The organism is Agrobacterium sp. 6Ca8 (assembly GCF_055382765.1).
This window is the reverse complement of record NZ_AP026433.1, coordinates 792,871-818,338: the sequence shown is the minus strand read 5'-3', so window position 1 is coordinate 818,338 and position 25,468 is coordinate 792,871. Positions and strand designations below refer to the sequence as shown.

The following is a 25,468-nucleotide window of genomic DNA, read 5'->3' as shown; positions in this document are numbered from 1 at the left end:
TTTTCCGGAGAACGTGCACGAAATGAAGCGTTATGCCGGTTTCATCGCCCTCGGTCTTCTGTCGCTTGCGGCCCTTTGGTTTTCGCGGGAAAATCCGGCCCCGACGGGTTCTGCAACCAACCGGCAGACCCAATCCCACACGCAGCCCGCCGGCAATTCCAGGCCCGAAACATCCCAGCCGGAAATTGCCCGACGAGACACGGGCAAAAACCCTGTGCCCGCCGGAACAGGCTTCGATTTTTATGTGCTTTCGCTCTCCTGGTCGCCGGCGTTCTGCGCCAGCTCCGAAGGTTCCGGCAATCGCCAGCAATGCGGCAGCAATAGGCGGTACGGTTTCGTCGTACACGGGCTTTGGCCGCAAAACGAAACCGGATACCCCGAATTCTGCACGAGCAGCGAGCCGGACCGTGTGCCCGACGCAATCGGCCGCACGATGTTCGACATCATGCCCTCCATGGGCCTGATCGGCCACCAGTGGCGCAAGCACGGCGCCTGCTCCGGCCTTTCGCAAAAGGATTATTTTTCGGCAACACGAACCGCCTTCGAGGCGGTCAAGCTGCCGGAGACGATTGCCTCGGGCGCTAAAGGCGCCACCCTTTCCGCCGAAGCCATCGAAACCGCCTTCACCGACGCCAACCCCGGCATGTCGAAACGCGGCGTCTCGATCAGCTGCGACGGAAAACGCCTTGAGGAAGTCCGTATCTGCCTCAACAAGGACATGACATTCCGCGATTGCCCTGAGCTTGACCGCAAGGGCTGCCGCGTCAGCGCTACCGAAATCGTCCCCATTCGCTAATACCCACACATCAACATATGTCAGGACCCGACTATGGAACTGCTTTATTCCGTCACTTCCCCCTACTCCGCCAAGGTGCGCATGGCCGCCCGCCATCTCGGCATCGACATTACCAACATCGCCGTCGACACCAATGCCGAGCCCGCGACGCTGGTTGACAACAATCCGCTCGGCAAAATTCCGGTCCTGCTTCTGGACGATGGCGGCTCGGTCTATGACAGCGTCGCGATCATGCACTATCTAGACCGCCTTTCGGGCGGCAAGCTCTACCCGAAAAAGAACGGCAAGCGCACCGAAGCGGAAATTCTGGAAGCGCTCTGCGACGGCATCATGGATTGCCTGCTGGCCATCGTTTACGAGCGCCGTTCCCGCCCGGAAGACAGAGTTCACCAGCCATGGATCGACAAGCAGTGGAAAAAGGCGGTGAAGGGTCTGGATCATCTCAACGCCAACCTGCCGAAAACCGGCAAGAAGCTGCATGGCGGACATTTCGCCCTTGCGGCGTTGATCGGTTATCTCGATCTGCGTTTTGCAGGTGAATGGGCCGAAGGGCACGAGGCGCTGGCGCAATGGCCGGAAACATTCGGCAAGCGTTTTGAAGCCTATAAGGACATGAGGGCCGCCGCCTGACACCAATGTGAGCGCCATGCCTGGCCTGATCGCCGGGCATGGATGCTGTAACTGATGGCAAAAACGAAAAAGCCGGGGCGTAAACCCCGGCTTTTCTTTTACCGATCCTTGAAGGATCAGAACTTGACGCCGATACCGGCCTTGACGGAGTGGTCGTCGAAGCCGCGCGAGAACGCGCCGGAGTCCAGGCTGTAGTCCTTCTTCTGGTAGTCGCTGTAGCGATATTCCAGACGGGCAGTGATGTTGTCCGTAACCATGGCTTCAACGCCGGCACCAACGGTGTAGCCGAGGGCGGTTGCGCTGTCCTTGGAGGTCGCGTCACGTACCTTGTTGTCGGAGGCTGCGAGACCAGCCGTACCGTACAGCAGGAACGGGTTCATGTCGTAACCGACGCGGGCACGCAGCGAGCCGTTGACGCCCTGCTTGCCTTCGACGGCGTTGCCACCAACCGTACCAGCGGAACCGCGCTCGCGGCCGAGGTTAACGTCTGCTTCGGCACCGTAAACGATCTGGCCGTTCTGCATGTTGTAACCGCCGTAGATGCCGCCGCCGGCGCCCTTGGCGTCACGGCCGTCGTTGCTGGAGCTGAAACGGCCCCAATCGTAGTTGGCGGTACCACCGAGGTAAGCGCCGGTCCAGTTCTTGACCGGAGCGGGCTGGTCGTAGGCTACCGGTGCCTGCGGCACGTCGTTTACGGCGTCAGCGGCGTGAGCAGCCGAGAAACCGGCGGCTGCAATGGTCGAAGCCATAATGGTTGCTACGAAAATACGCATGTTATTCTCCTTTCAGGACCGCGCCGTACTCAAAACATTGTTTTTAGACGCGGTAAATTCGTCGGGTTAATCGCCCCTCTGAAAATTGAATTTGATGGGAGAATGCGGAGATCAAAGAGCCAAAATGTGAATTGTTTGGGGCAGACACGTGACTAGAATTAGACGTTGCCTAATTGCCACAAGGGTTTTATTAACCCTACCGGAAACTTAATTTCCAATATATCGAATTTAAACTTAGTTATATTCAAATTAAATTTAAATTACATTACCAATAAAAATCCACACAATTCTTTTACGGCCCACGGACAGCTTGCGATTTGCGATTATATCCAGCAAATAGGGCGTGTATGAGCAAATGCAGGTCCGCTGTGAAAGAAAATATACCGAAGACAGTCTTGATAACGGGTGCCGCCCGGCGGCTCGGGCGGGCGATCGCCACGGATTTGGCCTCGCATGGCTTTGCGATTGCCGTCCACGCCAATGCCTCCATGGGGCAAGCCGAAGAATTCGCTAACGAAATAAGGCAAAAAGGCGGCAAGGCCGTTGCCGTTCAGGCGGATCTGACACAATCATCGCCAACAATGGCGCTTGTCGAACAGGCATCTTCGGCGCTCGGCCCGATAGGCGTCGTCGTCAACAATGCATCCATTTTTCTGGACGATTCGGCAGAAACGCCCGATCCGGCAATCTTCGACGCGCATTTTTCCGTGCACGTGCGGGCGCCTTCCCTCATCGCGGCCGCCTTCGTTCAGCAATTGCCTCAGGATAAATCCGGATTGATCGTCAACATCATCGATCAGCGTGTACTTGCGCTTACGCCGCGTTTTTACTCCTATACGCTTTCGAAATCGGCCCTTTGGACAGCCACACGGACGATGGCGCAGAGTTTTGCGCCGCGGGTGCGCGTCAACGCCATCGGGCCGGGTCCCTCCTTCAAAAGCGAAAGACAGGCGCCGGAGGACTTTCAGGCGCAGATCGACGGCCTTATATTAAAGCGCGGTCCGGAACCCGACGAGTTCGGGCGGACGATTCGCTTTCTTTTTGATACGCCGTCGATCACCGGACAAATGATCGCGCTCGATGGCGGCCAGCATCTTGGCTGGGAAACCCCTGATGTGGCGGAGATACCTGAATGAACGGAAAGAAGCTGCCTGACGGCGGTATTCTCTTCGATGAAACCGATGACGAAGACGACGATGCAAACCTTGCCGCGACAGACGCGGCCGAGGCACCGCGCGACGTTGCCGGCATGGACTGGAATGCCGGCTGGAAAAACGAATCCGGCCTGAAGGGCATGGATCTGATCGGCGAATTCGTCAAACACCTGCCGAACTCGCCGGGTGTCTACCGCATGTTCAACGAGGCGAACGACGTTCTTTACGTCGGCAAGGCGCGCTCGCTGAAGAAGCGCGTCGGCAACTATGCCCAGGGTCGCGTGCATTCCAACCGCATTGCGCAGATGGTGCGGCTGACCGCCCATATGGAATTCGTCACCACCCGCACGGAAACCGAGGCGCTTCTCCTGGAAGCTAACCTCATCAAACGCTTGCGGCCGCGCTTTAACGTGCTTTTGCGCGACGACAAGTCATTTCCCTATATCCTGATCACAGCCGACAATCGTGCACCGGCGATTTTCAAGCACCGGGGTGCGCGGGCGCGCAAGGGCGACTACTTCGGACCCTTCGCCTCTGCCGGAGCCGTTGGACGCACGATCAATTCACTGCAACGCGCGTTCTTGATCCGCACCTGCACCGACAGCGTTTTCGAAACCCGCACGCGTCCCTGTCTTCTTTACCAGATCAAGCGCTGTTCCGGCCCCTGCACACATGAGGTGAGCGATGAGGGGTATGCGGAACTCGTCAAGGAAGCCAAGGATTTCCTGTCCGGCAAGAGCCAGAGCGTCAAGACCGCGATTGCCCGGCAGATGAACGAGGCGGCCGAGGATCTCGACTTCGAGCGCGCCGCCGTCTATCGCGACCGGCTGGCGGCGCTCTCGCACGTCCAGAGCCATCAGGGCATCAATCCGGCCGGCATCGAGGAGGCGGATGTTTTCGCCATCCATCACGAGGGCGGCATATCCTGCATCCAGGTGTTCTTTTTCCGCACCGGCCAGAACTGGGGCAACCGCGCTTATTTCCCGAAGGCCGACCCGTCCCTGCCCGGCTCGGAAATCCTCAATGCGTTTCTGGCGCAATTTTACGACGACAAACCGGTGCCGAAGCAGATCCTGCTTTCCGAAACCGTAGAGGAACAGGAATTGCTGGCCGCTGCTCTTGGCGAAAAAGCCGGACACAAGGTCACGATCAACGTGCCGCAGCGCGGCGAGAAGAAAGACATCACCGACCATGTTCTTGCCAATGCCCGCGAGGCGCATGGCCGCAAGCTGGCGGAAACCTCGTCTCAGGCGCGGTTGCTGAAGGGGTTCGCAGAAACCTTCAACCTTCCTTACGTGCCGCGCCGGATCGAGATTTACGACAACTCGCACATCATGGGCACCAATGCCGTGGGCGGCATGGTGGTGGCGGGGCCGGAAGGCTTCGTGAAAAACCACTATCGCAAGTTCAATATCAAATCGACCGACATCACTCCCGGTGACGACTTCGGCATGATGCGTGAGGTCATGACCCGCCGCTTCTCGCGCCTGTTGAAGGAAGAGGGCAAGCCCGACCGCGCGAAGACGCTGACGCCCACACCCGAGGAAGCCGCGGACATGCCCTTCCCCGCCTGGCCGGACGTTATCCTGATCGATGGTGGTCAGGGACAGATGACGGCGGTGCGTGCCATCCTCGATGAGCTCGACATTCGCGACAGCGTGATTGCCATCGGCGTCGCCAAGGGTGTGGACCGCGAGGCGGGCCGCGAGCGCTTCTTTGCGGACGGCCGCAGCGATTTTTCCCTGCCGCCGCGCGATCCCGTGCTTTACTTCATCCAGCGCATGCGCGACGAGGCCCACCGTTTTGCCATCGGCTCACACCGGGCGCGGCGCAAGAAGGAAATGGTGCGCAATCCGCTGGATGAAATTTCGGGGATCGGCCCAGGACGCAAGCGCTCGCTGCTGCAGCATTTCGGTACGGCCAAGGCGGTTTCACGCGCAGGCCTCAACGATCTGATGAATGTCACCGGCATTTCAGAAGCCGTAGCGCGGCAAATCTACAATCACTTCCATGAGAGCAGTGGCGATTGAAGGCGCACTGTCGCAACGAACTGCTAAAAAAACATAATAACGTGTTGACCCTATGCGTCAGGGGCGGCATCAAGGCAGCTTATCCAGACTGACAGGTTTCCCATGGCTTCGCGCGCATACAGCATTCCCAACCTTCTCACCTATGCCCGCATTCTGGCGGTTCCCGTCATCGTTTTGTGTTTTTACATCGAAGGAAAGCTGGAAAGCTCGGATTTTGCGCGCTGGACGGCACTCTGGCTGTTCATCGTCGCCTCGCTGACCGATTTTCTGGATGGTTATTTGGCGCGTATCTGGAATCAGACCTCCAATATCGGCCGCATGCTGGACCCGATCGCCGACAAGCTGCTGGTCGCCTCAGTGCTGCTCTTGATGGCAGCGGACGGCACCATTGCCGGCTGGTCGCTCTGGGCCGCCATCACCATTCTTTGCCGCGAAATTCTGGTCTCGGGCCTGCGTGAATATCTGGCGGCGCTGAAGGTCAGCGTTCCCGTCACCCGCATCGCGAAGTGGAAGACCACCATCCAGATGGTAGCCATCGCCTTTCTTCTTGCCGGTCCCGCGGGAGACAAGGTTCTGCCCTACACGACCGAGATGGGAATTACGCTTCTCTGGCTTGCAGCAGCGCTGACCATGTACACCGGCTACGACTACTTCAAGGCGGGTCTCAAGCACATTGTGGACGAAGAATGATGGCGCGGATCGTTTATTTCGCCTGGGTTCGCGAAAAGATCGGCACGGCGGAGGAGGAGCTGGATATCCCCTCCTCCGTTACCACGGCCGGTGAGCTGATCGCCTATCTCTCAACCATTGGTGAAAACTACGAAGCCGCCTTCGAATTTCCGGATGTGATCCGCGTTGCGGTCAATCAGGAACATGTTGAACATGACGAGAGCATTGCCGGTGCGCGCGAGATCGGCATCTTCCCGCCCATGACGGGGGGATAACCGGATGCAGCCCACGGTACGCGTGCAGGCACAGGATTTCGACGCTGCGGAAGAAACCCGCAGGCTGACGGAAGGCGACAAGAGCATTGGCGCGGTGGTGGCCTTCACCGGGCTTTGTCGCGATGATGGCGGTACGCTCGCGGCGCTGGAACTCGAGCATTATCCCGGCATGGCCGAAGCGGAAATGACCCGTATCGCGCAACTCGCCATCGAACGCTTCGACCTCCTCGGCCTCACCGCCATTCATCGCCATGGCAAGATCGCCACCGGCGAGAATATCGTCCTCGTCATTGCTGCTTCCCGGCACCGGCAGGCCGCTTTTGACGGCGCAAATTTCGTGATGGACTACCTCAAGACGTCCGCCCCGTTCTGGAAAAAGGAACATGGCAAGGATGGCACGAAGGGCGACTGGGTTGCCGCAAAGACGACCGACGACACGGCCAAGGACAAATGGCGGTAACGCTTTGTGTTTTCCCGCACTTCCACACGAAAACCGGACGCCACCCCTCCTGGAAATGCTCTAGGGCGCTTCCACTCTGCTGCGCATGACGATCAGCCAGCCCACCAGAAGTGCCAGAACCGCCGCATCCCGCCAGATAACCGGGCCGTAACCGACCCATAGCGTTTCCGCGAACCCGACGGCAGCAGCCCCGAGCGCGCAGACGAGCGGGCTTGCATAACCGCCCGCTGCCGAAATCAGCACGACTTTCAGGCCGAACACCAGACCGGCACCGAAATCCATGGTGCCGTAATAAAACGTGGCGAGGACGCCGGCGATAGCGGCAAGCAGACCCGCTGCACAGTAGGACAGCAGGAACACCCTGCCTTCATTTACCCCGCACAGTGACGTGGCGAAAGCATCGTCCGACACCGCCTTCCAGCGTCTGCCAAAGCCGGAACGCTGGAGGTAGAAAGTGCCTGCGAGAACGAGCAGGCAGAAGACAGCCGTGTTCAGCATCTGCATCGACGTCAGGGTGACGGCGAAGCTTCCATCGGCCCAGAATCGCACCGGTTCCGACAAAAGCGGTGGCAGCCATAATTGCCGCGTGCCGGCGGCAAGTCTGGCACTTTCGGTGAGCGCAATCAGCACGCCAATGGAGGCGACCGTCACCGCATTGGGGGAGGCTTTCGCCAGGGGCCGCATCACCGCCCTGCCGATGAAAGCCGCCGCCCACAGACCGCCGAAAAGACCGGCCCCTGCCCCAAGCGCGAGTGTTGCAGGCAAGATCAGCCACAGCCGGTTCCAGCCAAAATCGGCAAACAGCAGGCAGGTCTGACCGGCGAAAGCGAAAATCGCGCCATAGGTGACATCGGCCCGTTTCGTGACCGAAAAGGCGATGGCATAGCCGAACGCCAGAACCGCATAAAGCGAGGCTACCGGTACGGCATTCAGCAATTGTTGCAGGAAATAAGCCAATCCGTCCTCCCCATCGCATTATAACTGTTAAAATCCATTTTGATAGTTATAATGTCGCCATGACATTTCGCTGGACAGAACATCGTTTCGCAGGCGGCGCATTGGCCCTCGATGTCGCCAATAGCGTCATCCTGCGCGCGGACGCGGTAAAATCGGTAGACCGTTTTGCTGTGCCTGAGCAGATCGCCACCTTTGCCGAGGCGTCGACCCGACTCGGAGCGGAGCGCGACAGGTTTCCCGCACTCATCGCGCCCGAAGCGGACAGGAGGCAGGTATTTCTCGATCTTCGCGAGGCGATCGACGATTATTTCCGCTCTTCGATGACGAATGGCGACGATGACGACGGCCGGCTGGCAGGGCTTCTCTTCGCTTGCGGCACGGCACTAAAGTTGTTTCCTCTGCGAGAGAGCCTTGCCAATGCGACCGCCCATTCAGCTCTGTCGCTGCTTGCGGCGGAGACGCGGAAACGGCTGCGGATTTGCGGCAATTGCGGTTGGCTTTTCATCGACCGCAGCAAGAACAGAAGCCGCATCTGGTGCGACATGACGGTGTGCGGCAACCGGCAGAAAGCCAGCCGGCATTATCACCGCAAGAAGGAAGCGCAGGCATGAAAGGAATAACCATTCCGTTGCTGGCGATCACTACGGTGCTCGGTCTTTCCGGTTGTCAGCGGGACGAGCCGCGCGATGTCGCGAAGGTTTCCGGCCGCATGTTCGTCTTTAACTACCGTGTGGCGATTGCCACCTATCTCGTGACCTTGCAGCGCATCGCCCCCATCCGCGACGGCAGCACGCTGGAAGCGAGCTTCGAAAATCCCCGCGGCGGAACCGAGCTGACGACCAGGGAGAAGATTTTCCCGGCAGATGAAAAGATCGCCGTTCAAAGTCCGCCGGTCGAATGCGTCAAACAGGACCGCCCCTACAAGATCACGATCCGCATCAAAGGGCCGGAAGGCAATGTACTGCAGACGATAGAGACCACCATCCGCTCCGACACCGACCAGTCGCTCCTTCCCGCCAAACCGCTGACGGTCGGCCCACTCTACACACCCAACCCGGACGTGTTCAAAGCGGACGGCACGACGGATATGCGGCCAGTCGAGGGGTGTCCGGCGTCGTGAAAACCTCCCCTCATCCCTGGGCTCGTCACAGGACTGAGGCCCGTGGGGATGGCTTCGGCGTAAACTTCTTTCGGCAATAAAACAAAAAAACGGAGCCTTTCGGCTCCGTTTCATCGAGTCTTTTCAGCGGCTTCATGCCATCGCCTGAGAGGGCGATTCAAGCCGTTGATATTTTGAATCAGCCGACGATTTCAGTTTCGGCGAACCAGTAGGCGATTTCCTGTGCGGCGGTTTCAGGAGCGTCCGAACCATGAACGGAGTTCTCGCCGATGGAAAGCGCGAAGCTCTTGCGGATGGTGCCTTCAGCAGCCTGGGCCGGGTTGGTTGCGCCCATGATTTCGCGGTTCTTGAGGATAGCGTTTTCGCCTTCCAGAACCTGAACGATGGTCGGGCCGGAGGTCATGCCTTCAACGAGTTCGCCGAAGAAGGGACGCTCTTTGTGAACGGCGTAGAAGCCTTCGGCTTCGCGCTTGCTCATCCAGACGCGCTTGGAGGCGACGATGCGCAGACCGTTGTCTTCAAATACCTTGGTGATCGCGCCAGTCAGGTTACGCTTGGTTGCGTCCGGCTTGATCATCGAAAATGTGCGTTCAATCGCCATGTGTCCGTTTCCTTTTCCTATAGAGAAAGTGGGCGGTCTTTACCCGCCCAAAGGCCCGAAAACAAGGGGGATCAACCACATTGCGACGATGGCTGCAGACATTTCACGCCGCTGTCACACTGCGGCCTCTGGCGTCGTGGAGGTCTAGGCAACCTTCGAACCAGTCACGGACGGGGTCGTTTTCGGAAAACAGATCCGCTCCGGTGGTAATCCTTGCCCATTGCAGCGCACCGAAAACAATGTAATCCGCAAACAGCGGCGATGAGCCGCCGATGAAAGGCTGGAAGCCCAGCATGCGGCGGATCGGCGCCAGGAGCGCTGGGAAGGCCGCGATTTCCACCTCACGGTTCGCCACCACATCCTCGAGCGTCCGGCCGAGCGCCTTCGTCCTGCTGTCGCGGAAATAAAGGCGGTCAGGCTCATCAAGCATATTGTGGATATCGAGCACGGCAATGCGGGTGATGGCCGGGTGCAGCACCGTCTGCGACCAGCTTTCAACGAAACGCGCCATCGCCTTGCCGCCTTCCCCGTTAAACAGCGACGGCCGCTCCGGATAGGCCTCATCCAGATAAAGGGCGATCTCGAAACTGTCGCTCACCAGCTGGTCGCCATCACGAAGGATCGGCACGGTCCTCGAAAAACCGTCCTCCACCGTCGGGATGACCGTGAAGGGCAAGGGACGCTCCTCGAAATCCAGCCCCTTATGCGCCAGCGAAAGCACGGTTTTCCAGCAATGGGGAGAAAACGGCCGTGCGCTATCGCTTCCGCAAAGTGAATATAAGGTTCTGGAGGTCGTCATAGGCTGCACCCTCTTCTGCTACATCGATGATGCGATATAAAAACGACCGCCGCCTGAAATCAAATCAGGATTTGTCATACTACTGATCAAAAACCGCATCCGGCGCGCAACAGTCCCCTCCACGAGAATGGGGGTCTCACCGCAATGAAAACCTCGTCAGGTTTAGCCTATTTTAAACCGTTGCTTGTAAGAATAATCGTGTTCAACAATCGGTTATCACCGGTGCATTCATAATTTATTGGTATTGGGGCTGTCAGTGACGTCAACGGCGGGCGATAAAAAACGCGAGAAGGCAAGGAACGGTCTCGTCTTTACAAAAATTGCTCAGTTCATCGACAAGATGAATATTGCACCGCTGCCGCGAAACTACGAACTGATCTACGAAATATTGTCGGGGCATAACCCGGCGATGGGACGCGATATTCTCGCCCTTGGCAACGCGCCGCAACAGCATGAAATCGATATTGTCGGCCAGAGACACAATCTGCCGGGTTTTTCGAAGATCGAGGCCGAGCAGATGGCAGCGACGGCCTTCGAGACGCTGAAGCAGATTTCCGCGCGGCTGGAAGCCGGCCTGCAACGCACCGAAACATTTATTGCCAGTCTTTCCGGGCAAGATCACTCCGAGCTGCCTGCAACGGAGCGGCTTGCGCAATTGATGGGCGATATTCACGAGGAACAAACGAGTCTCCGGCATTTCGTTTCCATGGGGCTGATGAAAATCCGCGAGGTTGAGAAAAGCCGGACAGATCTTCAGGCGAATTCCCTGCGTGATGCCTTGACGGCGCTTCCCAACCGGGCGGCTTTCCTCGAGAAGCTCGGCGACCTGTTTTCGGGCGCTCAGGGGGCATCCGCCACATCGCTTGTGCTGCTCAACATCGACCATTTCCGCGAAATCAACGGCAAATACGGCCCCACCGCCGGCAACAAGGCGCTGCGCCGGCTGGCTGCGCTTTTCCGCAAGACGATCAAGAAGGACGATTTCGTTGCCCGCATCGGCGGAAACGAGTTCGCTTTTCTGTTTGCCGGCGTCTCGCAAAATACAGCTGAAGCAATTGCAGAGCGGTTGCGGCAGAACGTCGAGGCGCTGCGTTTCGTCACCAGTGAGGGCGACGGCGAGCATCTGACCGTCTCGATCGGCGTTGCGGCAGTGGACTGCACCGCGACATCAGCCGAATTTTTCAGCCATGCCGAGCTCGCCCTGCTGTCCGCACGCTGCGGCACGCGCAATTGCGTCACAGGCTACTCCCGGGACGTGGCTCAACGCAGCCGCAGCAGCTATCTGGCGCAGCTCGGCTGTTGAAGCTGCATATCTGATCTGGTGTGGCGCGCGCGCTCTTGCCTTGGCCACGCAGTTCGGCCAAAACGGCGCCATGATTACGATTACCGATCTCTCCGCCCGCATCGCCGGGCGCCTGCTTCTCGACCACGCCAGCGTGACGCTTCCGGCTGGCATGAAGGTGGGCCTCGTTGGCCGCAACGGCGCCGGCAAATCCACTCTTTTCCGGGTCATCACCGGTGACTTTTCAGCGGAAAGCGGTTCGGTAACGATCCCGAAACTCGCGCGCATCGGCCAGGTTGCGCAGGAAGCGCCGGGAACGGAAGAATCGCTGATTTCCATCGTGCTTTCCGCCGACAAGGAGCGCAGCGCGCTGCTGGCCGAGGCGGAAACCGCAACAGACCCGCACCGGATCGCGGAAATTCAGGTGCGGTTGGTCGATATCGACGCGCATTCGGCCGAAGCCCGTGCCTCCAGCATTCTCGCCGGTCTTGGCTTCGATCACGAGGCGCAGCTTCGCCCCGCCTCTTCGTTCTCCGGCGGCTGGCGCATGCGCGTGGCGCTCGCGTCCGTGCTGTTTGCCGAACCCGACCTCCTGCTGCTCGACGAGCCGACCAACTATCTCGACCTTGAAGGCACGCTCTGGCTGGAAGACTATATCCGGCGTTATCCGCATACCGTCATCATCATCAGCCACGACCGCGATCTGCTGAACAATGCCGTCAATTCCATCGTGCATCTGGACCAGAAGAAACTGACCTTCTATCGCGGCGGATACGACCAGTTCGAGCGCCAGAAAGCCGAAGCAGACGAATTGCAGATGAAGGCGAAGGTGAAAAACGACGCCGCGCGCAAACATCTGCAAAGCTTCATCGACCGTTTTCGCGCCAAGGCCACCAAGGCGCGCCAGGCGCAAAGCCGTATCAAGGCGCTGGAGCGCATGGGCACCGTCGCCGCCGTGATCGAGGACCACGTCCAGCCGATCACGTTCCCGGAGCCGGAAAAGCAGCCCGCCTCACCCATCGTCGCCATCAATGGCGGTGCCGTGGGTTACGAGCCGGGCAAATCCATTCTGAAGCAGCTCAATCTTCGCATCGATAATGACGACCGCATCGCGCTGCTCGGTTCCAACGGCAACGGCAAATCGACCTTTGCGAAATTCATCTCCGGTCGGCTTGCGCCGCAAGCGGGCGATCTTCGCATCGCCCCGGGCCTGAAGATCGGCTTCTTTGCGCAGCATCAGCTGGACGATCTCGTGCCGGACCAGACACCGGTCGAACACGTGCGCAAGCTGATGCCGCTGGCGTCTGAAGCGCAGGTGCGGGCGCGGGTTGCGCAGATGGGACTTGCGACGGAGAAGATGGCGACGGCGGCGAAAGACCTTTCCGGCGGTGAAAAGGCCCGGCTGCTGATGGGACTTGCGGCCTTCCATGCGCCAAATCTGCTCATCCTCGACGAACCGACCAACCATCTCGACATCGACAGTCGCCGGGCGCTTATCGAGGCGCTGAACGACTATAACGGCGCCGTCATCCTCATCTCGCACGATCGGCATCTCATCGAGGCAACTGTCGACCGCCTGTGGCTGGTGGCCGACGGCACGGTGAAGACCTTTGAAGGCGACATGGAGGAATATCGCGACCTCGTCGTCTCTTCCGGAAAAAAGAAGGAAGAGAAGACAGAAGCCGCCGCCGACCAGACATCGAAAGCCGACCAGCGCAAGGCCAACGCCGAAAAACGCGCTCAGCTTGCGCCGCTGAAGAAAAAGATCAATGAAATCGAATCTTTGACGGCGAAGCTTGAGAAAATGATTCAGTCGCTCGACAAGGAACTGGCGGACCCTGCTTTGTACGAAAAGGCACCTGCCAAGGCCGCGCAGAAAGTCAAAGAGCGTGGCGAAGCCGCGAGTAAGCTTTCGGACGCCGAGGAGCAGTGGCTGATGCTTTCGAGCGAATATGAGGATGCGATGACGCAGTGATGCGTCATCATGCTGGTGCGAAAATCTAAGCGCATTCCCTGCGAGGCTGCAGCCGCTCGAGCGGCACGGCGGGCGAATAAAGATAGCCCTGACCGAAACGGATTCCCATCTGCATGAGCAGCCTGCTCTGCTCTTCCGTTTCTATACCTTCCGTCACCAGCGTGGCGCCGTAACGTTCGGCGCTTTCGAAGGCGAGCGCGATGGCCTCCCGGAACCGCGACTGTTCAAGCCGGGACGTCATCCAGTGATCGATCTTGACCTCCTTGAAGGGGAACCGCGCAAGCAGGGTGAGTGCCGCATAACCGGTGCCAAAATCATCGAGCGCCAGCCGCACGCCCGCTTCGCTCAATCTGTCGAAATTCTGCTGCACGATGTCGATGGCCGGTATCCTGCTCATCTCCGTCACTTCGATCGACAGACGGTGCGCCGGGACCCCCATCTCGTTCAAAAAGGCCACAACCCGCCCTCCGAAGCCCGCAGTGGCAAAAGACGATGCGGAAATGTTCACCGCCAAATGAAAGTCCGGGTCGAGGCCCCGCAGGTCGATGAGATCGCGGACGACGGCTTCGATCGTCGACCATTCAAACTCCACCAGCAGCCGGTGACGCTCGGCAATCTCCAGCACATAATAGGGCGAAAGCGGCTGTCCGCACGCATCCACCGCCCGTAAAAGAGCCTCCGCGCCAATCATGCGGCGATTGTGCATTTCGAATTTCGGCTGATAAAATATCGGCGGCTTGCCGGATCTGATCCAGTTGACCAGCATCTGGCGCACCCCCTCGTCCCGCGTGGCCTTATCGGCGAAGGAGAAGGGGAATATCTGCACCGGATTTTCGCTTCCTCGCAGCGCAAGACTAAGCTGCCGGAGGAAGGAAGCCACGTTCTGCCGGGAGAGCTTATCCAGATTAGCGGCACCGATTTTCAGATGCGGCACCGGTTCTGGATCCGCAGACCGTGAAAATGTACTTAACCCGTCGTGGAGACGCATTATCAGCCTTGTGCTTTCCGACTTCTCGAGCGAAATCCCCGACATGACGACTGCAAGCGTGGTATCGCCGAACATGAAGCTGCGCGGTGCATTGGAACTCGACAGCAGGCCGTTGTCATCGTTGCAGATTTCCTGTGCCAGCCTCGGCCAGAAAAGATCGCCCCAATCCTCCCCCTGGCAGGCGGCGACATCGGCCATATTGACGATTTCTATGAGAAGGAGAGCGTGCGGAACGGCCGGCTCCTGCCGCATCACGGCTTCGATATGGTCTTTGAGGGCGCGCCTGTTGGGCAGGCCCGTCAACGAATCCGTCCGCGCCGCAGCATCGCGTTTCCTTGCCTCTTCACGCGCCCGCGCCTCGCTGCGCAGTAACAGAAACAGACAGGCGATCATCGGCAACCCAACCAACGAGCCGAAGATGCGCCGTCCGACATTACTGAGAAAAACGTCCTGATTTATCATGCTGAGACTGTAGGTCACGCAAACAGCGAACAACGCCGCGAAAATCCTGACCGCGAATACGCCGAAGACCTCGCAGACGCCGAGTTCAGTGAGACTGCGCCTGCGCATCCAGCCATACATTGCCATCCCGAAAGCCGAGATAATGCTCATATCCAGAAAAGCGGCCCCAAAGAGTGCCGGACCACCAAACAAAAATCGCCCTGCGGAGACGAGCGCCAGGCTTATCAAGCCGCCTTGCCAGGACCCCAACACGCCAGCCAGGAACAGCAGGTCAGAGCGGATATAGGGCTTGGAAGGCAGCTTGATGAACTCGGATACCAGTAGCGTCAGCAAGAAACCGGTAACCCCGAAGATGATGCCGTAATAGATTTTATAACGAGCGTCATCGAGAGCAATGTTTCGCTGCAGAAGGATCAGCACCGACACCATGCCGACAAGGGCCGCAGCCTGGAGCAGCAGGAACGGCAACTCGGCGGCTGACGCGGCCGCCTGGGCGGCGATCAATTCCATCATCTCTGCATGTCCCCCGGTCATTACTATTCTTTTGCCGTGGTTCCGGCGTTTGACCTTCACAAATCCCGCGTTTACGCAGGAAAATCAGTACATATAGCCAATCGCTCCACACGACCTGTCGCTCCACCGCGGGCTGCCCCCGTGCGAAATCGCCGGACAGGTGCCAACAGCAAGCGGCTGACAAGACACGAGTTCGAGTACCTCCTCACCGCGGGCGTCGCACAATGCCGAGCAGGAAAATCAAGCAACGAAGCGAAGCGCCAACCAACAATCGAATGAAAAAACCATCGAGACAGTCTACCGAACGAATTTTACGTCGACACTAAAGAACTTAGTGTATATAAGATGCGAGAATTACGCTGTATGTATTTAGTTGACAATTGCCTTCGTTGAAATCCTGAAAAAATCCATGTAGCTAGGTATTTTCAATTATGATTATAATACATTCAATACTGAAATTGAAATTGGTTTACATATATACTATGCATTAATATTTCGGAACTTAACTTCGAGTCCGAATTTTAAAAGCATTAAGTTATAAAAATCAATACTTTTAAATTTTAAACAATATTTTCACATTTCAAATATTAGGCAACATAAAATATGCATACCGATTTTTGCCATGCCGTTACGCACGGAAAAAAGACGGGACCTGCAAGGACGATCGCCTTGCTCCTTTGAGCGTTTCTGTTAAAAAACTCGTAAAGTCACACTTTATCCCACGCATCATACAAATGGGTCCCACTTCATGTCAGCCACCAAGCTTGCCATCGTCGGCGTCGGCAAAATCGTTCGCGACCAGCACCTTCCCGCCATCGCAGGCAATCCGGATTTTGAATTGATCTGCACGGCCAGCCGCCACGGTACCGTGGATGGCGTCGCTTCTTACGGCACCATCGAGACCATGCTGGAGGCCGTCGAGGATATCGAGGCCGTATCGCTCTGCATGCCGCCGCAGTACCGTTACGAGGCTGCATATGCGGCGCTGAATGCCGGCAAGCACGTTTTCCTCGAAAAGCCGCCGGGCGCAACGCTTTCGGAAGTTCAGGATCTCGTTCGCCTTGCGGATTCGAAGGGTCTTTCGCTATTTGCAAGCTGGCACTCGCGTTATGCGCCGGGCGTTGAAGCTGCAAAGGCGTTTCTCGCCTCGACAAAAATCGACAGCGTGCATGTCATCTGGAAAGAGGATGTGCGCCACTGGCACCCCAACCAGGCATGGATCTGGCAGGCGGGCGGTCTCGGTGTGTTCGATCCCGGCATCAACGCGCTGTCGATCATCACCCACATCCTGCCCCGCGCGCTGTTCCTGACCAAGGCAACGCTTGAGTTCCCGGAAAACCGCGACGCGCCCATCGCTGCCGAGCTGCATTTTTCCGACGTTACGAAAATGCCCGTGCGCGCCGAGTTCGACTGGCGCCAGACCGGCAAACAGAGCTGGGATATCGTTGCCGAAACGGCGGCCGGGCAGATGGTGCTTTCGGAAGGCGGCGCGAAGCTCTCCATCAATGGCGAGCAGGCGGTGTCGGAACCTGAGCGGGAATATCCGGCGCTCTACGAGCGTTTTGCGGAAATCATCAAGGCCGGACGCTCTGATGTCGATCTTGCGCCATTGACTCATGTGGCCGATGCCTTCCTGCTCGGCCGCCACAAATTCGTGGATTCCTTCTACGACTGAGGAGCCGAAAGGCTTTTGGAAGCCTTCCGGAAGACAGGTGCATCAAAGGGCGCGGCTGACGAAACGGTCGCGCCCTGACTTTTTTGCCTGATACAATGCCTCGTCAACGCTGCGCAAAAGCGTGGCGCGGTCAGCACCGGCCTGAGGGGCGATGGCGCCGCCAATGCTGAGACGCGCACCGACCGCCTGCCCGTCAACATCAAAGGGTTCACGGAAGGCTGCCAGAAGCCTGTCTGCCAGTCCGTTCATCACCTCAGACCTGCTGGGACGGGGTATGAAAATGGCGAATTCGTCGCCCCCCATGCGCACCACCGTGTCTTCGCTGCGGATCGAATTGCGAATGCGGTCGGCGGCAGCGGTCAGCACCCTGTCACCCGCCGGGTGGCCGAACGTGTCATTGATCGCCTTGAAACCGTCCAGATCGAGATAAAGCACGCCGAAGGCCTCGTTCTCACGCAGAGCCGCGCCAAGCTGGCCATCGACAATCGCCTCCAGCGCCTTGCGATTGTAAAAGCCGGTCAACGGATCAGTCATCACCGCATCCCGCAATTCACGCTCCGCCAGACTCATTGTGAAATTGGCCTTCTGTAGACGCAGGAGTGCGGCCGCCAGCAGCGCGAAGTGCTTCAGATTGTCAATTTCGCTTTGAGAGAATTTTCTCGGCACCGTATCGACAAGGCAAAAGGCGCCGACCACAAGACCTGGTTCCAGCTCGATCGGCGCGCCAGCATAGGAACGCAATCCGGGACCGCCCTTCACATAGGACATGAAGCGGAAATCCGGATGCTGGGTCAGATCGGAAATGACCACGACATCCTGCCTGGCAATTACTCGGTTGCAGATCGACAGATCGCGCGGGCATTCCGAAAGTTGCATTCCCGCCTGTTCGGCAATATGGAGCCAGTCCTCATCGACGATATGGACGGCCGCACGCGGGACGTCAAAGACGCCCTGCCCCAATCGAGACAGCACTTCCAGTTCCGGCATCTCGGCATTCTTGACGGACATGATTGACCGCACCGCGACCAGACGCTCTATTTCCCCGTCGGGCCGTGAAATCGCCTGTCCCATGATGATGTCCTTCTGCTGTTTCGTCTGTGGCAGCCGCCACCGTCCGTCACCTGTCGGCCGGATCAGACAGCTATGTCTGATTCGGCTCATAATGCGAAAACCGACAGGCGGCGCCACATGCGAATTTTTGCCAGTCTTTTTGTGTGGGGAACTGTGATCAGGCTTTCTTCTGCCAGCGGCCTTCCGGCGATTGCTGCCAATAGGTCAGCGCATGACCTTCGGTCTTCAGCCTTTTCCAGTGGTTCCGCGCCATTTCCAGCTGGTAGGCATCATATCCATCGAACATGAACACTATCCGCTCATAGCCCTCCACCGCCGGCGGTTCGGCACCGTCGACGAGAAACCGCACACTCGCCTCGTTACCGTTCGCATTCGACGCCGTCAAAAGAATCGGCTGGTTTTGCGGCGCGGCAGAGCTATCCGTTGCGTGCGGCAGAAAACTGTCGTCACGAAAGGTCCACAGATGCGTGTCGAGGAAATCGCGGCGCTCCTCGTCCACCGTCTGGATCGCGACCTTCCAGCCGCGTTCCAGCGATTTTTCGAGCAAGGGCGGCAATGCATCCTCCAGCTTCGATTCCGTCAGATGGTAGAACAGGATTTCAGTCATCTGCGGACTTGCAGCTCCGGTCGCATCAATCTTCGTAATGGGCGCGAACGAGTTCGTTCAGCAGCCGCACACCGTAGCCCGATCCCCAGGACTGGTTGATCTCGGTCAACGGCGAACCCATGGCGGTGCCGGCGATATCGAGATGCGCCCAGGGTGTTTCGCCCACGAAACGCTTGAGGAACTGAGCGGCGGTGACAGAGCCCGCCAGACGGCCGGAGCTGTTCTTCATGTCGGCGAATTTGGAATCAATAATCTTGTCGTAATCCTTGCCCAGCGGCATGCGCCACAGCTTTTCCGCCGTAACATCACCCGCCTGCGAAAGACGTGCAGCCAACTCGTCGTCATTCGAGAAAAGGCCAGCCTGAAGATTGCCGAGTGCAACCGTGATCGCTCCCGTCAAGGTGGCGAGGTTGATCATGAATTTCGGGTTGAAACGCTCCTTGGTGTACCAGAGCGCATCGGCGAGAACCAGCCGGCCTTCGGCGTCGGTATTGATGATCTCGATGGTCTGGCCGGACATGGACGTGACAATATCGCCGGGACGCTGGGCGTTACCATCAGGCATGTTCTCCACCAGACCGATAACGCCGATCACATTGGCTTTCGCCTTGCGGGCCGCGAGCGTGTGCATGAGGCCGGTCACGGCGGCAGCGCCACCCATGTCGCCCTTCATGTCTTCCATGTTAAGGCCGGGCTTCAGCGAGATACCGCCGGTATCGAACACGACGCCCTTGCCGACGAAGGCGATAGGCTCATCCTTCTTGGAGCCGCCGTTCCACTGCATGACCGCAAGCCGGGGCGGACGCGCCGAACCCTGCGCCACACCGAGAAGCGCGTTCATGCCAAGCTTCTTCAGCTCCTTCTCGCCGAGAATTTCGACCTCGACACCGAGCTTTTTTAACTCCTCCGCCTTTTCAGCGAATTCGACAGGACCGAGAACATTCGGCGGCAGGTTGACGAGATCACGCGCCAGGACAACGCCGCCCGCGACGGCCTCGGACACGGCAAAGGCCTTTTCCGCCTCCTGATGGACTGCTGTCACGATGACGATTTCTACTTTCTTCGGCGACTTCTCATCATCGGATTTCTTCTTGGTCTTATAGGCATCGAAGCTATAGGCACGCAGCAGCAGGCCAAGCGCAAAATCCGCAGCCGCCTGCGCACCGACATCGACGCCCGGGGCATCTAGATAGACGGCAACCTTGTCCGCCTTCCTGAAATTGGCGGCAGCGGTGCCGCCGGCACGCAACCAGTCATGGGCGACAAGTTTCGCCGGCTTGCCGAGGCCAATGACGAGAAGCCGGTCGGCGCCCGAACCCTGCGGCGCAATCACGTCGAGTGTCGTCATGGACTTTGCGGAAAAGCCCGAAATCTTTGCCGCCCGTTCAAGCACGCCACCCGGATCGGCTTCCGATGCGCCGGCAGCTGCCTGCGCCTCACCCGAGGCTTGCAGCACAACGGCAAGGGTATTTTCAAGCGAGGCGGAATTGGCGAAAGAAATATCGAATTTGGCGGACATGTTTTCCTGCTCTTCGTGGATAACTTGCGTGTGCGCCCGATCATGGCCTTTTCGGCCCCCGGCGCAACCCTGCATTTTTAAAGGCTCACATTCTTTAAAGGCCGACATTCGCTAAAGGAAAGGCATTTTTGTGGAATGGCCGATCGCGTCATGAAACCGACAGCTTGTTCCACAAAAAGACACAGGCGGTGGAAAAATCATCGCGCGAAACATTTTTGTGAGCGTGCCGGAATAGCCAATTGCAAACGATGCGATTAGATAGGCGGAAATCCGGCGAGCGATCGCGCAGAAAAACAATGTCGACAAGGGCAGTATGAAGCTTCTCGAGAACTATATCCTGCGACGGACAACGCAGATGTTTCTGGTCGCGCTGCTGCCGGTGCTGGCCATCATCTGGACCATCCAGGTTCTCCAGAGAATCAACCTCGTCACCGATACCGGCCAGTCGATGGGCTCCTTCATGGCGCTGGCGACGATGATCCTGCCGACGCTGATCCCCGTCGTGTTGCCTTTCGCCCTCGTCATCGGCATCACCCAGACGTTCACGGCGATGAACAACGATTCCGAGCTTGCCATCATCGATGCGGCCGGATCGTCGCGCTCCGTGATGTTTCGCCCGGTTATCATTCTGGCTGCCGTTCTAAGTGCGCTGTCCTTCACCATCACCAACTTCATCGAGCCGCCTGCCCGAAATTCGGCCAGGCAGATGGTGGCGGCTGCCTATGCCGACCTCCTCTCGTCGGTGATCGAGGAAAAGACCTTCCGCGCTGTTCAGGACGGCCTTTATGTGCAGATCGCCCAGCGTCAGGGCCGTATCCTCAAGGGCCTGTTCGTCGCCGATCGCCGCGATCCGAATTTCGATCTTATCTATTACGCCAAGGAAGGCATGATCGATGAAAGCGGCACGTCGCTGACGATGCGCGACGGCGAAGTCCAGCAGAAAACACCTGATGGCAAGGTCTCCATCGTCAAGTTCCTGTCCTATGCCTTCGACCTTTCGACCATGTCGGAAAAGCAGACTTCCGAACCGTCGCTTTCTCCGGGCGATGCGAGCCTCGGTTTCCTTCTTTCGCCAGACGAGAACAACGCGAGTTACAAGCGGTCTCCCGAAAGCTTCCGCAGTGAGTTGCACAAGCGCCTGTCGGACTGGATGTTCGCCTTCGCCTTCGCACTGATATCGCTGGTCATAGCCGCTGATGCGCGCTCGCATCGTGAAGCGCGGATGCATCCGATGGTCGCTGCGCTGGTGACGGCCTTCATGCTGCGCTGGCTCGGTTTTTACGTCACCAACCAGGTCAAGCAGAGCGCGGCCTTCATTCCGCTGGTCTATGCCGTGCCGGGCCTCAGCGGCGCCGCCGCCGCCTTTATTCTCATCACGGGTCGCAAGCCGAGAATGCCGAAGATCGTCGCGGATACGGCCAGCCGTCTGCGCCGTCTTTTCTCCAGCCGGCTGGCGCGAAGCTCGGGGAGCGGTAACGCATGATTTTCAGCACACTCGCCCGGTATTTCCTCAAACGGTATCTGATCACGGCCATCTGGTTCCTGCTCGGCGTATCGGCAATTATCTATCTTGCCGATTTCAGCGAAACGGCGCGGCGCATGTCCAGCGTGCCAGGCTATTCTGTTCCAGGCGCACTTGGCCTCACCGCGCTTCGCCTGCCGCTGATCCTGCAGCAGACTATTCCCTTCATCGCGCTCTTCGTCGGCATGACGACGCTGATCTCGCTCAACCGGCGTTACGAGCTCGTCGTCACGCGTGCGGCAGGCGTCTCCGCCTGGCAATTCATCCTTCCTTTTGTCCTTGGTGCGGTCTTTCTCGGCATCCTGTCCGTCCTCGTCCTCAACCCTATCGCCGCTTGGGGGCAAAACCAGTCGCTATCGATGGAAGCGGGCTGGCGTAACGAAGGCAGCGGCGGCCGCCAGCAGGACATCATTCCCTGGATGCGCCAGTCGAGCGGCGGCCAGGATACGATCATCGGCGCCAAGAGCTTCGAAGACAACGGGACCATGCTTCTCGACGTGGTTCTGATACACCTCGACAAGGCCGGCAACATCGTCTCCCGGCAGGACGCGAAGTCGGCAAAGTTGGAAGATGGTTACTGGCTTCTTAACGGCGTCGCGGAAACCCGCGCGGGACATGTGCCAGTTCGGCAAGAGAGCACGCGGATCAGTACCAATCTGAGACGGGAATTCGTTCAGGAACGCATGACACAGACGGAAACCGTTGCTTTCTTTGATCTTTCTCACAAGATCGAAGTTGCAAAGTCTTTTGGACTGTCTTCGAAAGCGCTTGAGACGCAGTATCATTTCCTGCTATCGACGCCCCTGCTTCTGGTTGCGATGACCTTGATCGCCGCGACAGTTTCATTAAAGTTCAGCCGCTTCGCCCAGTCGCGCTCCGTGATTCTGGGTGGAATCGTTTCCGGCTTCGTGCTTTATGTAGTAACCGTGCTCGTAAGGGCATTCGGGAGTGGTGGCGTTGTCCCTCCCACCGTCGCGGTCTGGGTTCCAGTCATCGTGGCGTTGGCTTTGGGGGCAACCATTCTGCTTCATCAGGAGGACGGCTAGTGGCGGTATATGACCGCGGGAATATCAGGCGGCTTTGGACGGCCCTTCTGACAGGTGCCGCTGTGTGCGCATATTTGGCATCCAGCCCGGTCGCTTTCGGCCAGGGTGGTTTGCTTGCGCCCGGAAGCCAAGACGATTCGAAACTCCTGCTTACGGCAAATGAACTGACCTATAATCGCGATTCCCAGCGGGTCATCGCGAAGGGTGTGGTTCGCATGCATTATTCGGGCTACCGTATGGTGGCCCAGCAAGTGGAATATAATCAGCAGACGGGCCGCGTGATTGCGCACGGCAACATCGAGCTGATCGAGCCCGGCGGCAACAAGATCTATGCCGACGAGATGGATGTCACTGACGATTTCGGTCAGGGCTTCGTCAATGCGCTGCGCGTCGAGACCCCGGACAATACCCGCATCGCGGGTGAAAGCGCCGAACGGCTCGAAGGCGACCGCATGGTCCTCAATAACGGCGTCTATACCGCCTGTTTGCCCTGCGCCGAACGGCCCGAAAAGGCGCCGCTGTGGCAGGTCAAGGCTGAACGCGTCATTCAGGACGGCAAGACCCATACGATCCGGCTGGAAAAAGCCCGTTTGCAGCTTTTCGGCCATTCGATCGCCTATGTGCCGTTCCTGACGGTTCCGGACAATACGGTGAAGCGGAAGTCGGGTTTCCTGTTCCCGCAAATGAGCATTACCGACAACCTCGGTTTCGGCATCGGCGTGCCCTATTTCCAGGTTCTGTCCGACACCTCGGATGTGACCGTTACCCCGACCTATTACACGACGCAGGGTCTGCTTCTGCAGGCGGAACTGCGCCAGCGTTTCGAAACCGGCATGCACACCGTGACCGTCGCCGGCATCAGCCAGCTGAAGTCCGATACATTTACTGCCGGAACCAGTGACGCCCTCAACGATAATCGCGGCATGATTGCCAGCAAGGGTAACTTCTCCATCAATCCGCGCTGGGCGTTCGGTTGGGATGCCATGGTGCAGACCGACAACAACTTTTCGCGCACTTATGGGCTGAAGGGTTACAAGAACGACGTCCAGACCAATCAGATCTATTTGGCTGGCGCTGGCGAGCGGAACAGCTTCGATGCCCGCGGCTATTATTTCAACGTTCAGGATACGGACAACAACGAATCCAACGAACGCAAGCAGGCCATCGTTCATCCGGTTGTCGACTACCGTTATTTCGTACCGGATCCGATCTATGGCGGCGAACTTTCGCTGACCACCAACCTGACCAGCATCACCCGCCAGAAACAGGATGCCTACGCGCTTGGAGGCTATTCGCGGTTCAACGGGCTTGAAGGAAACTACACGCGTCTTTCCACCGAAGCCGAATGGAAGCGCACCTTCACGATGGATAGCGGCCTGCAGATCACGCCGATCCTTGCCGCCCGTGGCGATGCGCTGTGGACGGATATGTCGGCGGCAAGCTTTACATCGGGTGGCACGTCCTATGCCTATCAGGGCATGATGCAGGACGATGCGGCGTTGCGAGGCATGGTAACCGGCGGTCTGGAAGTGCGTTACCCCTGGCTGTTCACGGCACTTAACAGCAACCACGTGATCGAGCCGATTGCGCAGATTTTCGTGCGTCCGAACGAACAATATGCCGGCCGCTTCCCCAACGAAGATTCGCAGGCTTTCGTGTTCGACGCGACCAACCTGTTCGAACGTGACAAGTTCTCCGGTTTCGACCGGATCGAGGGCGGCACGCGCGCAAACATCGGTCTGCGCTACAACGGCACATTCGACAATGGCTACGGCATTCGCGCCATTGCCGGTCAGTCTTTCCACCTGGCGGGCGACAATTCTTTCGCCTCCTACGATCTCGTCAATGTCGGCGCGAATTCCGGTCTCGAATCCGACCGCTCGGACTACGTCGCCATGGCAGCCTTCGATGCGCCAATCGGCCTATCGCTGTCATCGAGCCTGCGCTTCGACAAGGACAATCTCGAAATCAACCGTTCCGAGACAGGCGTCAGCTATTCGGACCGCCGCCTCACCGGCAAGCTCAGCTATACGCAGGTCAAGGCGCAGCCGCAGTACGGCTACAATGAAGACCGCGATATCGTTCAGGCGTCCGGTACGCTGCGCATGGACGACAACTGGTCGCTGTTCGGCTCGATCAACTACGATCTGAACGGAAAATTTGCCGCCGAGCGCCGTATTGGCATCGCCTATCAGGATGAATGCACGATCTTGACGGTCAGCTACTCCGACGAGGGCAATATCAATTCCAGCCGGCAGGCCGCCAATGACTGGTCGATCAATGCCCGTCTGGCATTCCGCACGCTCGGCGATGTCAGCATCGGTTCCGCAAACGAGGACTGGGCCGATATGGATATCGGCTGGAAACCGAACAATTACTGAGTTTAAAGGCAGGCCATACAGCATCGTGGCCTGCCTTTTTGCCATCCAGCCAGTAAAAGTCACGGTTTTGCCGCAACAACGCGCCAGGGTCTGTCCGGTATAGGACCATCGGGTTTCTTTCAACAAACCGACACATTGCCGTCTTGCAGATCGCGATGATATA

Annotated in this window: 23 protein-coding genes; 15 read left to right on the top strand and 8 right to left on the bottom strand. The window is 58.2% G+C overall.

Going from position 1 to position 25,468, the window contains the following annotated elements; genetic code table 11:
• Positions 1-22 precede the first annotated feature (22 nt).
• Entirely contained in the window at positions 23-796 is a 774-nt protein-coding gene (locus ACZ5A6_RS04110; RefSeq protein WP_464111055.1) for a ribonuclease T2 family protein, read from the top strand.
• A 33-nt stretch (positions 797-829) separates the two neighbouring features.
• Positions 830-1,426 carry a glutathione S-transferase gene (locus ACZ5A6_RS04105; RefSeq protein WP_035198095.1) on the top strand — a complete coding sequence of 199 codons (597 nt, stop codon included), beginning with the start codon at positions 830-832 and terminating at the stop codon, positions 1,424-1,426.
• 116 nt (positions 1,427-1,542) lie between these two features.
• Here ACZ5A6_RS04105 and ACZ5A6_RS04100 read toward each other — a convergent pair whose 3' ends face one another.
• Entirely contained in the window at positions 1,543-2,199 is a 657-nt protein-coding gene (locus tag ACZ5A6_RS04100; protein WP_003512439.1) for an outer membrane protein, read from the bottom strand.
• Positions 2,200-2,546: 347 nt separating this feature from the next.
• On the opposite strand from ACZ5A6_RS04100, the gene ACZ5A6_RS04095 reads away from it, so the two are divergent.
• The 5 genes from ACZ5A6_RS04095 (at position 2,547) to ACZ5A6_RS04075 (ending at position 6,787) form a co-directional block, all read left to right on the top strand.
• A complete protein-coding gene (locus ACZ5A6_RS04095; protein ID WP_003512437.1) occupies positions 2,547-3,335 on the top strand; it encodes an SDR family oxidoreductase in 789 nt (262 codons plus the stop codon).
• On the top strand, positions 3,332-5,383 hold the full coding sequence (uvrC, locus tag ACZ5A6_RS04090; RefSeq protein ID WP_464111054.1) for an excinuclease ABC subunit UvrC: 2,052 nt from the start codon (positions 3,332-3,334) through the stop codon (positions 5,381-5,383). The genes ACZ5A6_RS04095 and uvrC overlap by 4 nt, the downstream gene beginning before the upstream one ends.
• Positions 5,384-5,485: 102 nt before the next feature.
• On the top strand, positions 5,486-6,073 hold the full coding sequence (gene pgsA, locus ACZ5A6_RS04085) for a CDP-diacylglycerol--glycerol-3-phosphate 3-phosphatidyltransferase (RefSeq protein WP_003512433.1): 588 nt from the start codon (positions 5,486-5,488) through the stop codon (positions 6,071-6,073).
• A complete protein-coding gene (gene moaD, locus ACZ5A6_RS04080; protein WP_174061486.1) occupies positions 6,073-6,327 on the top strand; it encodes a molybdopterin converting factor subunit 1 in 255 nt (84 codons plus the stop codon). Before pgsA ends, moaD begins: the two co-directional genes overlap by 1 nt.
• 4 nt (positions 6,328-6,331) lie before the next feature.
• The gene (locus ACZ5A6_RS04075) at positions 6,332-6,787 is read left to right on the top strand and encodes a molybdenum cofactor biosynthesis protein MoaE (RefSeq protein WP_013635855.1); all 456 of its coding nucleotides are present in this window, start codon (positions 6,332-6,334) and stop codon (positions 6,785-6,787) included.
• Positions 6,788-6,847: 60 nt separating this feature from the next.
• On the opposite strand, the gene ACZ5A6_RS04070 is transcribed toward ACZ5A6_RS04075, so the two are convergent.
• Positions 6,848-7,744, bottom strand: coding sequence for a branched-chain amino acid ABC transporter permease (locus ACZ5A6_RS04070; protein ID WP_464111053.1), 897 nt, complete (start codon positions 7,742-7,744; stop codon positions 6,848-6,850).
• 59 nt (positions 7,745-7,803) lie between these two features.
• Between ACZ5A6_RS04070 and ACZ5A6_RS04065 the strand changes: the two genes are divergently transcribed.
• Complete coding sequence (locus tag ACZ5A6_RS04065) at positions 7,804-8,355, top strand: CGNR zinc finger domain-containing protein (RefSeq protein ID WP_174061487.1); 552 nt, start codon at positions 7,804-7,806, stop codon at positions 8,353-8,355.
• Complete coding sequence (locus ACZ5A6_RS04060; RefSeq protein ID WP_065658066.1) at positions 8,352-8,864, top strand: hypothetical protein; 513 nt, start codon at positions 8,352-8,354, stop codon at positions 8,862-8,864. Before ACZ5A6_RS04065 ends, ACZ5A6_RS04060 begins: the two co-directional genes overlap by 4 nt.
• Positions 8,865-9,042: 178 nt before the next feature.
• Here ACZ5A6_RS04060 and ndk read toward each other — a convergent pair whose 3' ends face one another.
• Together ndk and ACZ5A6_RS04050 are read right to left on the bottom strand one after the other, a co-directional pair.
• A complete protein-coding gene (gene ndk, locus ACZ5A6_RS04055; RefSeq protein ID WP_003502118.1) occupies positions 9,043-9,465 on the bottom strand; it encodes a nucleoside-diphosphate kinase in 423 nt (140 codons plus the stop codon).
• Between the two features lie 103 nt (positions 9,466-9,568).
• A complete protein-coding gene (locus ACZ5A6_RS04050; RefSeq protein WP_112496662.1) occupies positions 9,569-10,264 on the bottom strand; it encodes a glutathione S-transferase family protein in 696 nt (231 codons plus the stop codon).
• A 256-nt stretch (positions 10,265-10,520) separates the two neighbouring features.
• Here ACZ5A6_RS04050 and ACZ5A6_RS04045 point away from each other — a divergent pair, with 256 nt between their 5' ends.
• Entirely contained in the window at positions 10,521-11,567 is a 1,047-nt protein-coding gene (locus ACZ5A6_RS04045) for a diguanylate cyclase domain-containing protein (RefSeq protein ID WP_174061488.1), read from the top strand.
• A 70-nt stretch (positions 11,568-11,637) separates the two neighbouring features.
• Positions 11,638-13,521 carry an ABC-F family ATP-binding cassette domain-containing protein gene (locus ACZ5A6_RS04040; protein WP_464111052.1) on the top strand — a complete coding sequence of 628 codons (1,884 nt, stop codon included), beginning with the start codon at positions 11,638-11,640 and terminating at the stop codon, positions 13,519-13,521.
• 25 nt (positions 13,522-13,546) lie between these two features.
• Here the strand turns inward: ACZ5A6_RS04040 and ACZ5A6_RS04035 are convergent, their stop codons facing one another.
• Entirely contained in the window at positions 13,547-15,484 is a 1,938-nt protein-coding gene (locus tag ACZ5A6_RS04035) for an EAL domain-containing protein (RefSeq protein WP_174061489.1), read from the bottom strand.
• A 748-nt stretch (positions 15,485-16,232) separates the two neighbouring features.
• On the opposite strand from ACZ5A6_RS04035, the gene ACZ5A6_RS04030 reads away from it, so the two are divergent.
• Positions 16,233-17,159, top strand: coding sequence for a Gfo/Idh/MocA family protein (locus ACZ5A6_RS04030; protein ID WP_003512408.1), 927 nt, complete (start codon positions 16,233-16,235; stop codon positions 17,157-17,159).
• A 42-nt stretch (positions 17,160-17,201) separates the two neighbouring features.
• On the opposite strand, the gene ACZ5A6_RS04025 is transcribed toward ACZ5A6_RS04030, so the two are convergent.
• From ACZ5A6_RS04025 to ACZ5A6_RS04015, 3 genes are all read right to left on the bottom strand, one after another.
• A complete protein-coding gene (locus ACZ5A6_RS04025; protein ID WP_003512406.1) occupies positions 17,202-18,230 on the bottom strand; it encodes a sensor domain-containing diguanylate cyclase in 1,029 nt (342 codons plus the stop codon).
• Positions 18,231-18,387: 157 nt separating this feature from the next.
• Positions 18,388-18,837, bottom strand: a complete 450-nt coding sequence (locus ACZ5A6_RS04020; RefSeq protein WP_003512404.1) for a DNA polymerase III subunit chi — start codon at positions 18,835-18,837, stop codon at positions 18,388-18,390.
• 25 nt (positions 18,838-18,862) lie between these two features.
• On the bottom strand, positions 18,863-20,356 hold the full coding sequence (locus tag ACZ5A6_RS04015; protein ID WP_003512403.1) for a leucyl aminopeptidase: 1,494 nt from the start codon (positions 20,354-20,356) through the stop codon (positions 18,863-18,865).
• 313 nt (positions 20,357-20,669) lie between these two features.
• Between ACZ5A6_RS04015 and ACZ5A6_RS04010 the strand changes: the two genes are divergently transcribed.
• Genes ACZ5A6_RS04010 through ACZ5A6_RS04000 form a run of 3 tightly spaced genes read left to right on the top strand, consistent with a single transcriptional unit; the run spans position 20,670 to position 25,305 of the window.
• Positions 20,670-21,839 (top strand): LptF/LptG family permease, encoded by a 1,170-nt coding sequence (locus ACZ5A6_RS04010; protein ID WP_038490551.1) that lies wholly within the window; start codon positions 20,670-20,672, stop codon positions 21,837-21,839.
• Complete coding sequence (gene lptG / locus ACZ5A6_RS04005; protein ID WP_003512400.1) at positions 21,836-22,924, top strand: LPS export ABC transporter permease LptG; 1,089 nt, start codon at positions 21,836-21,838, stop codon at positions 22,922-22,924. The genes ACZ5A6_RS04010 and lptG overlap by 4 nt, the downstream gene beginning before the upstream one ends.
• Positions 22,924-25,305: an LPS-assembly protein LptD gene (locus ACZ5A6_RS04000; protein WP_003512398.1), complete on the top strand. Its 2,382-nt coding sequence runs from the start codon at positions 22,924-22,926 to the stop codon at positions 25,303-25,305. Before lptG ends, ACZ5A6_RS04000 begins: the two co-directional genes overlap by 1 nt.
• Positions 25,306-25,468: the final 163 nt, after the last annotated feature.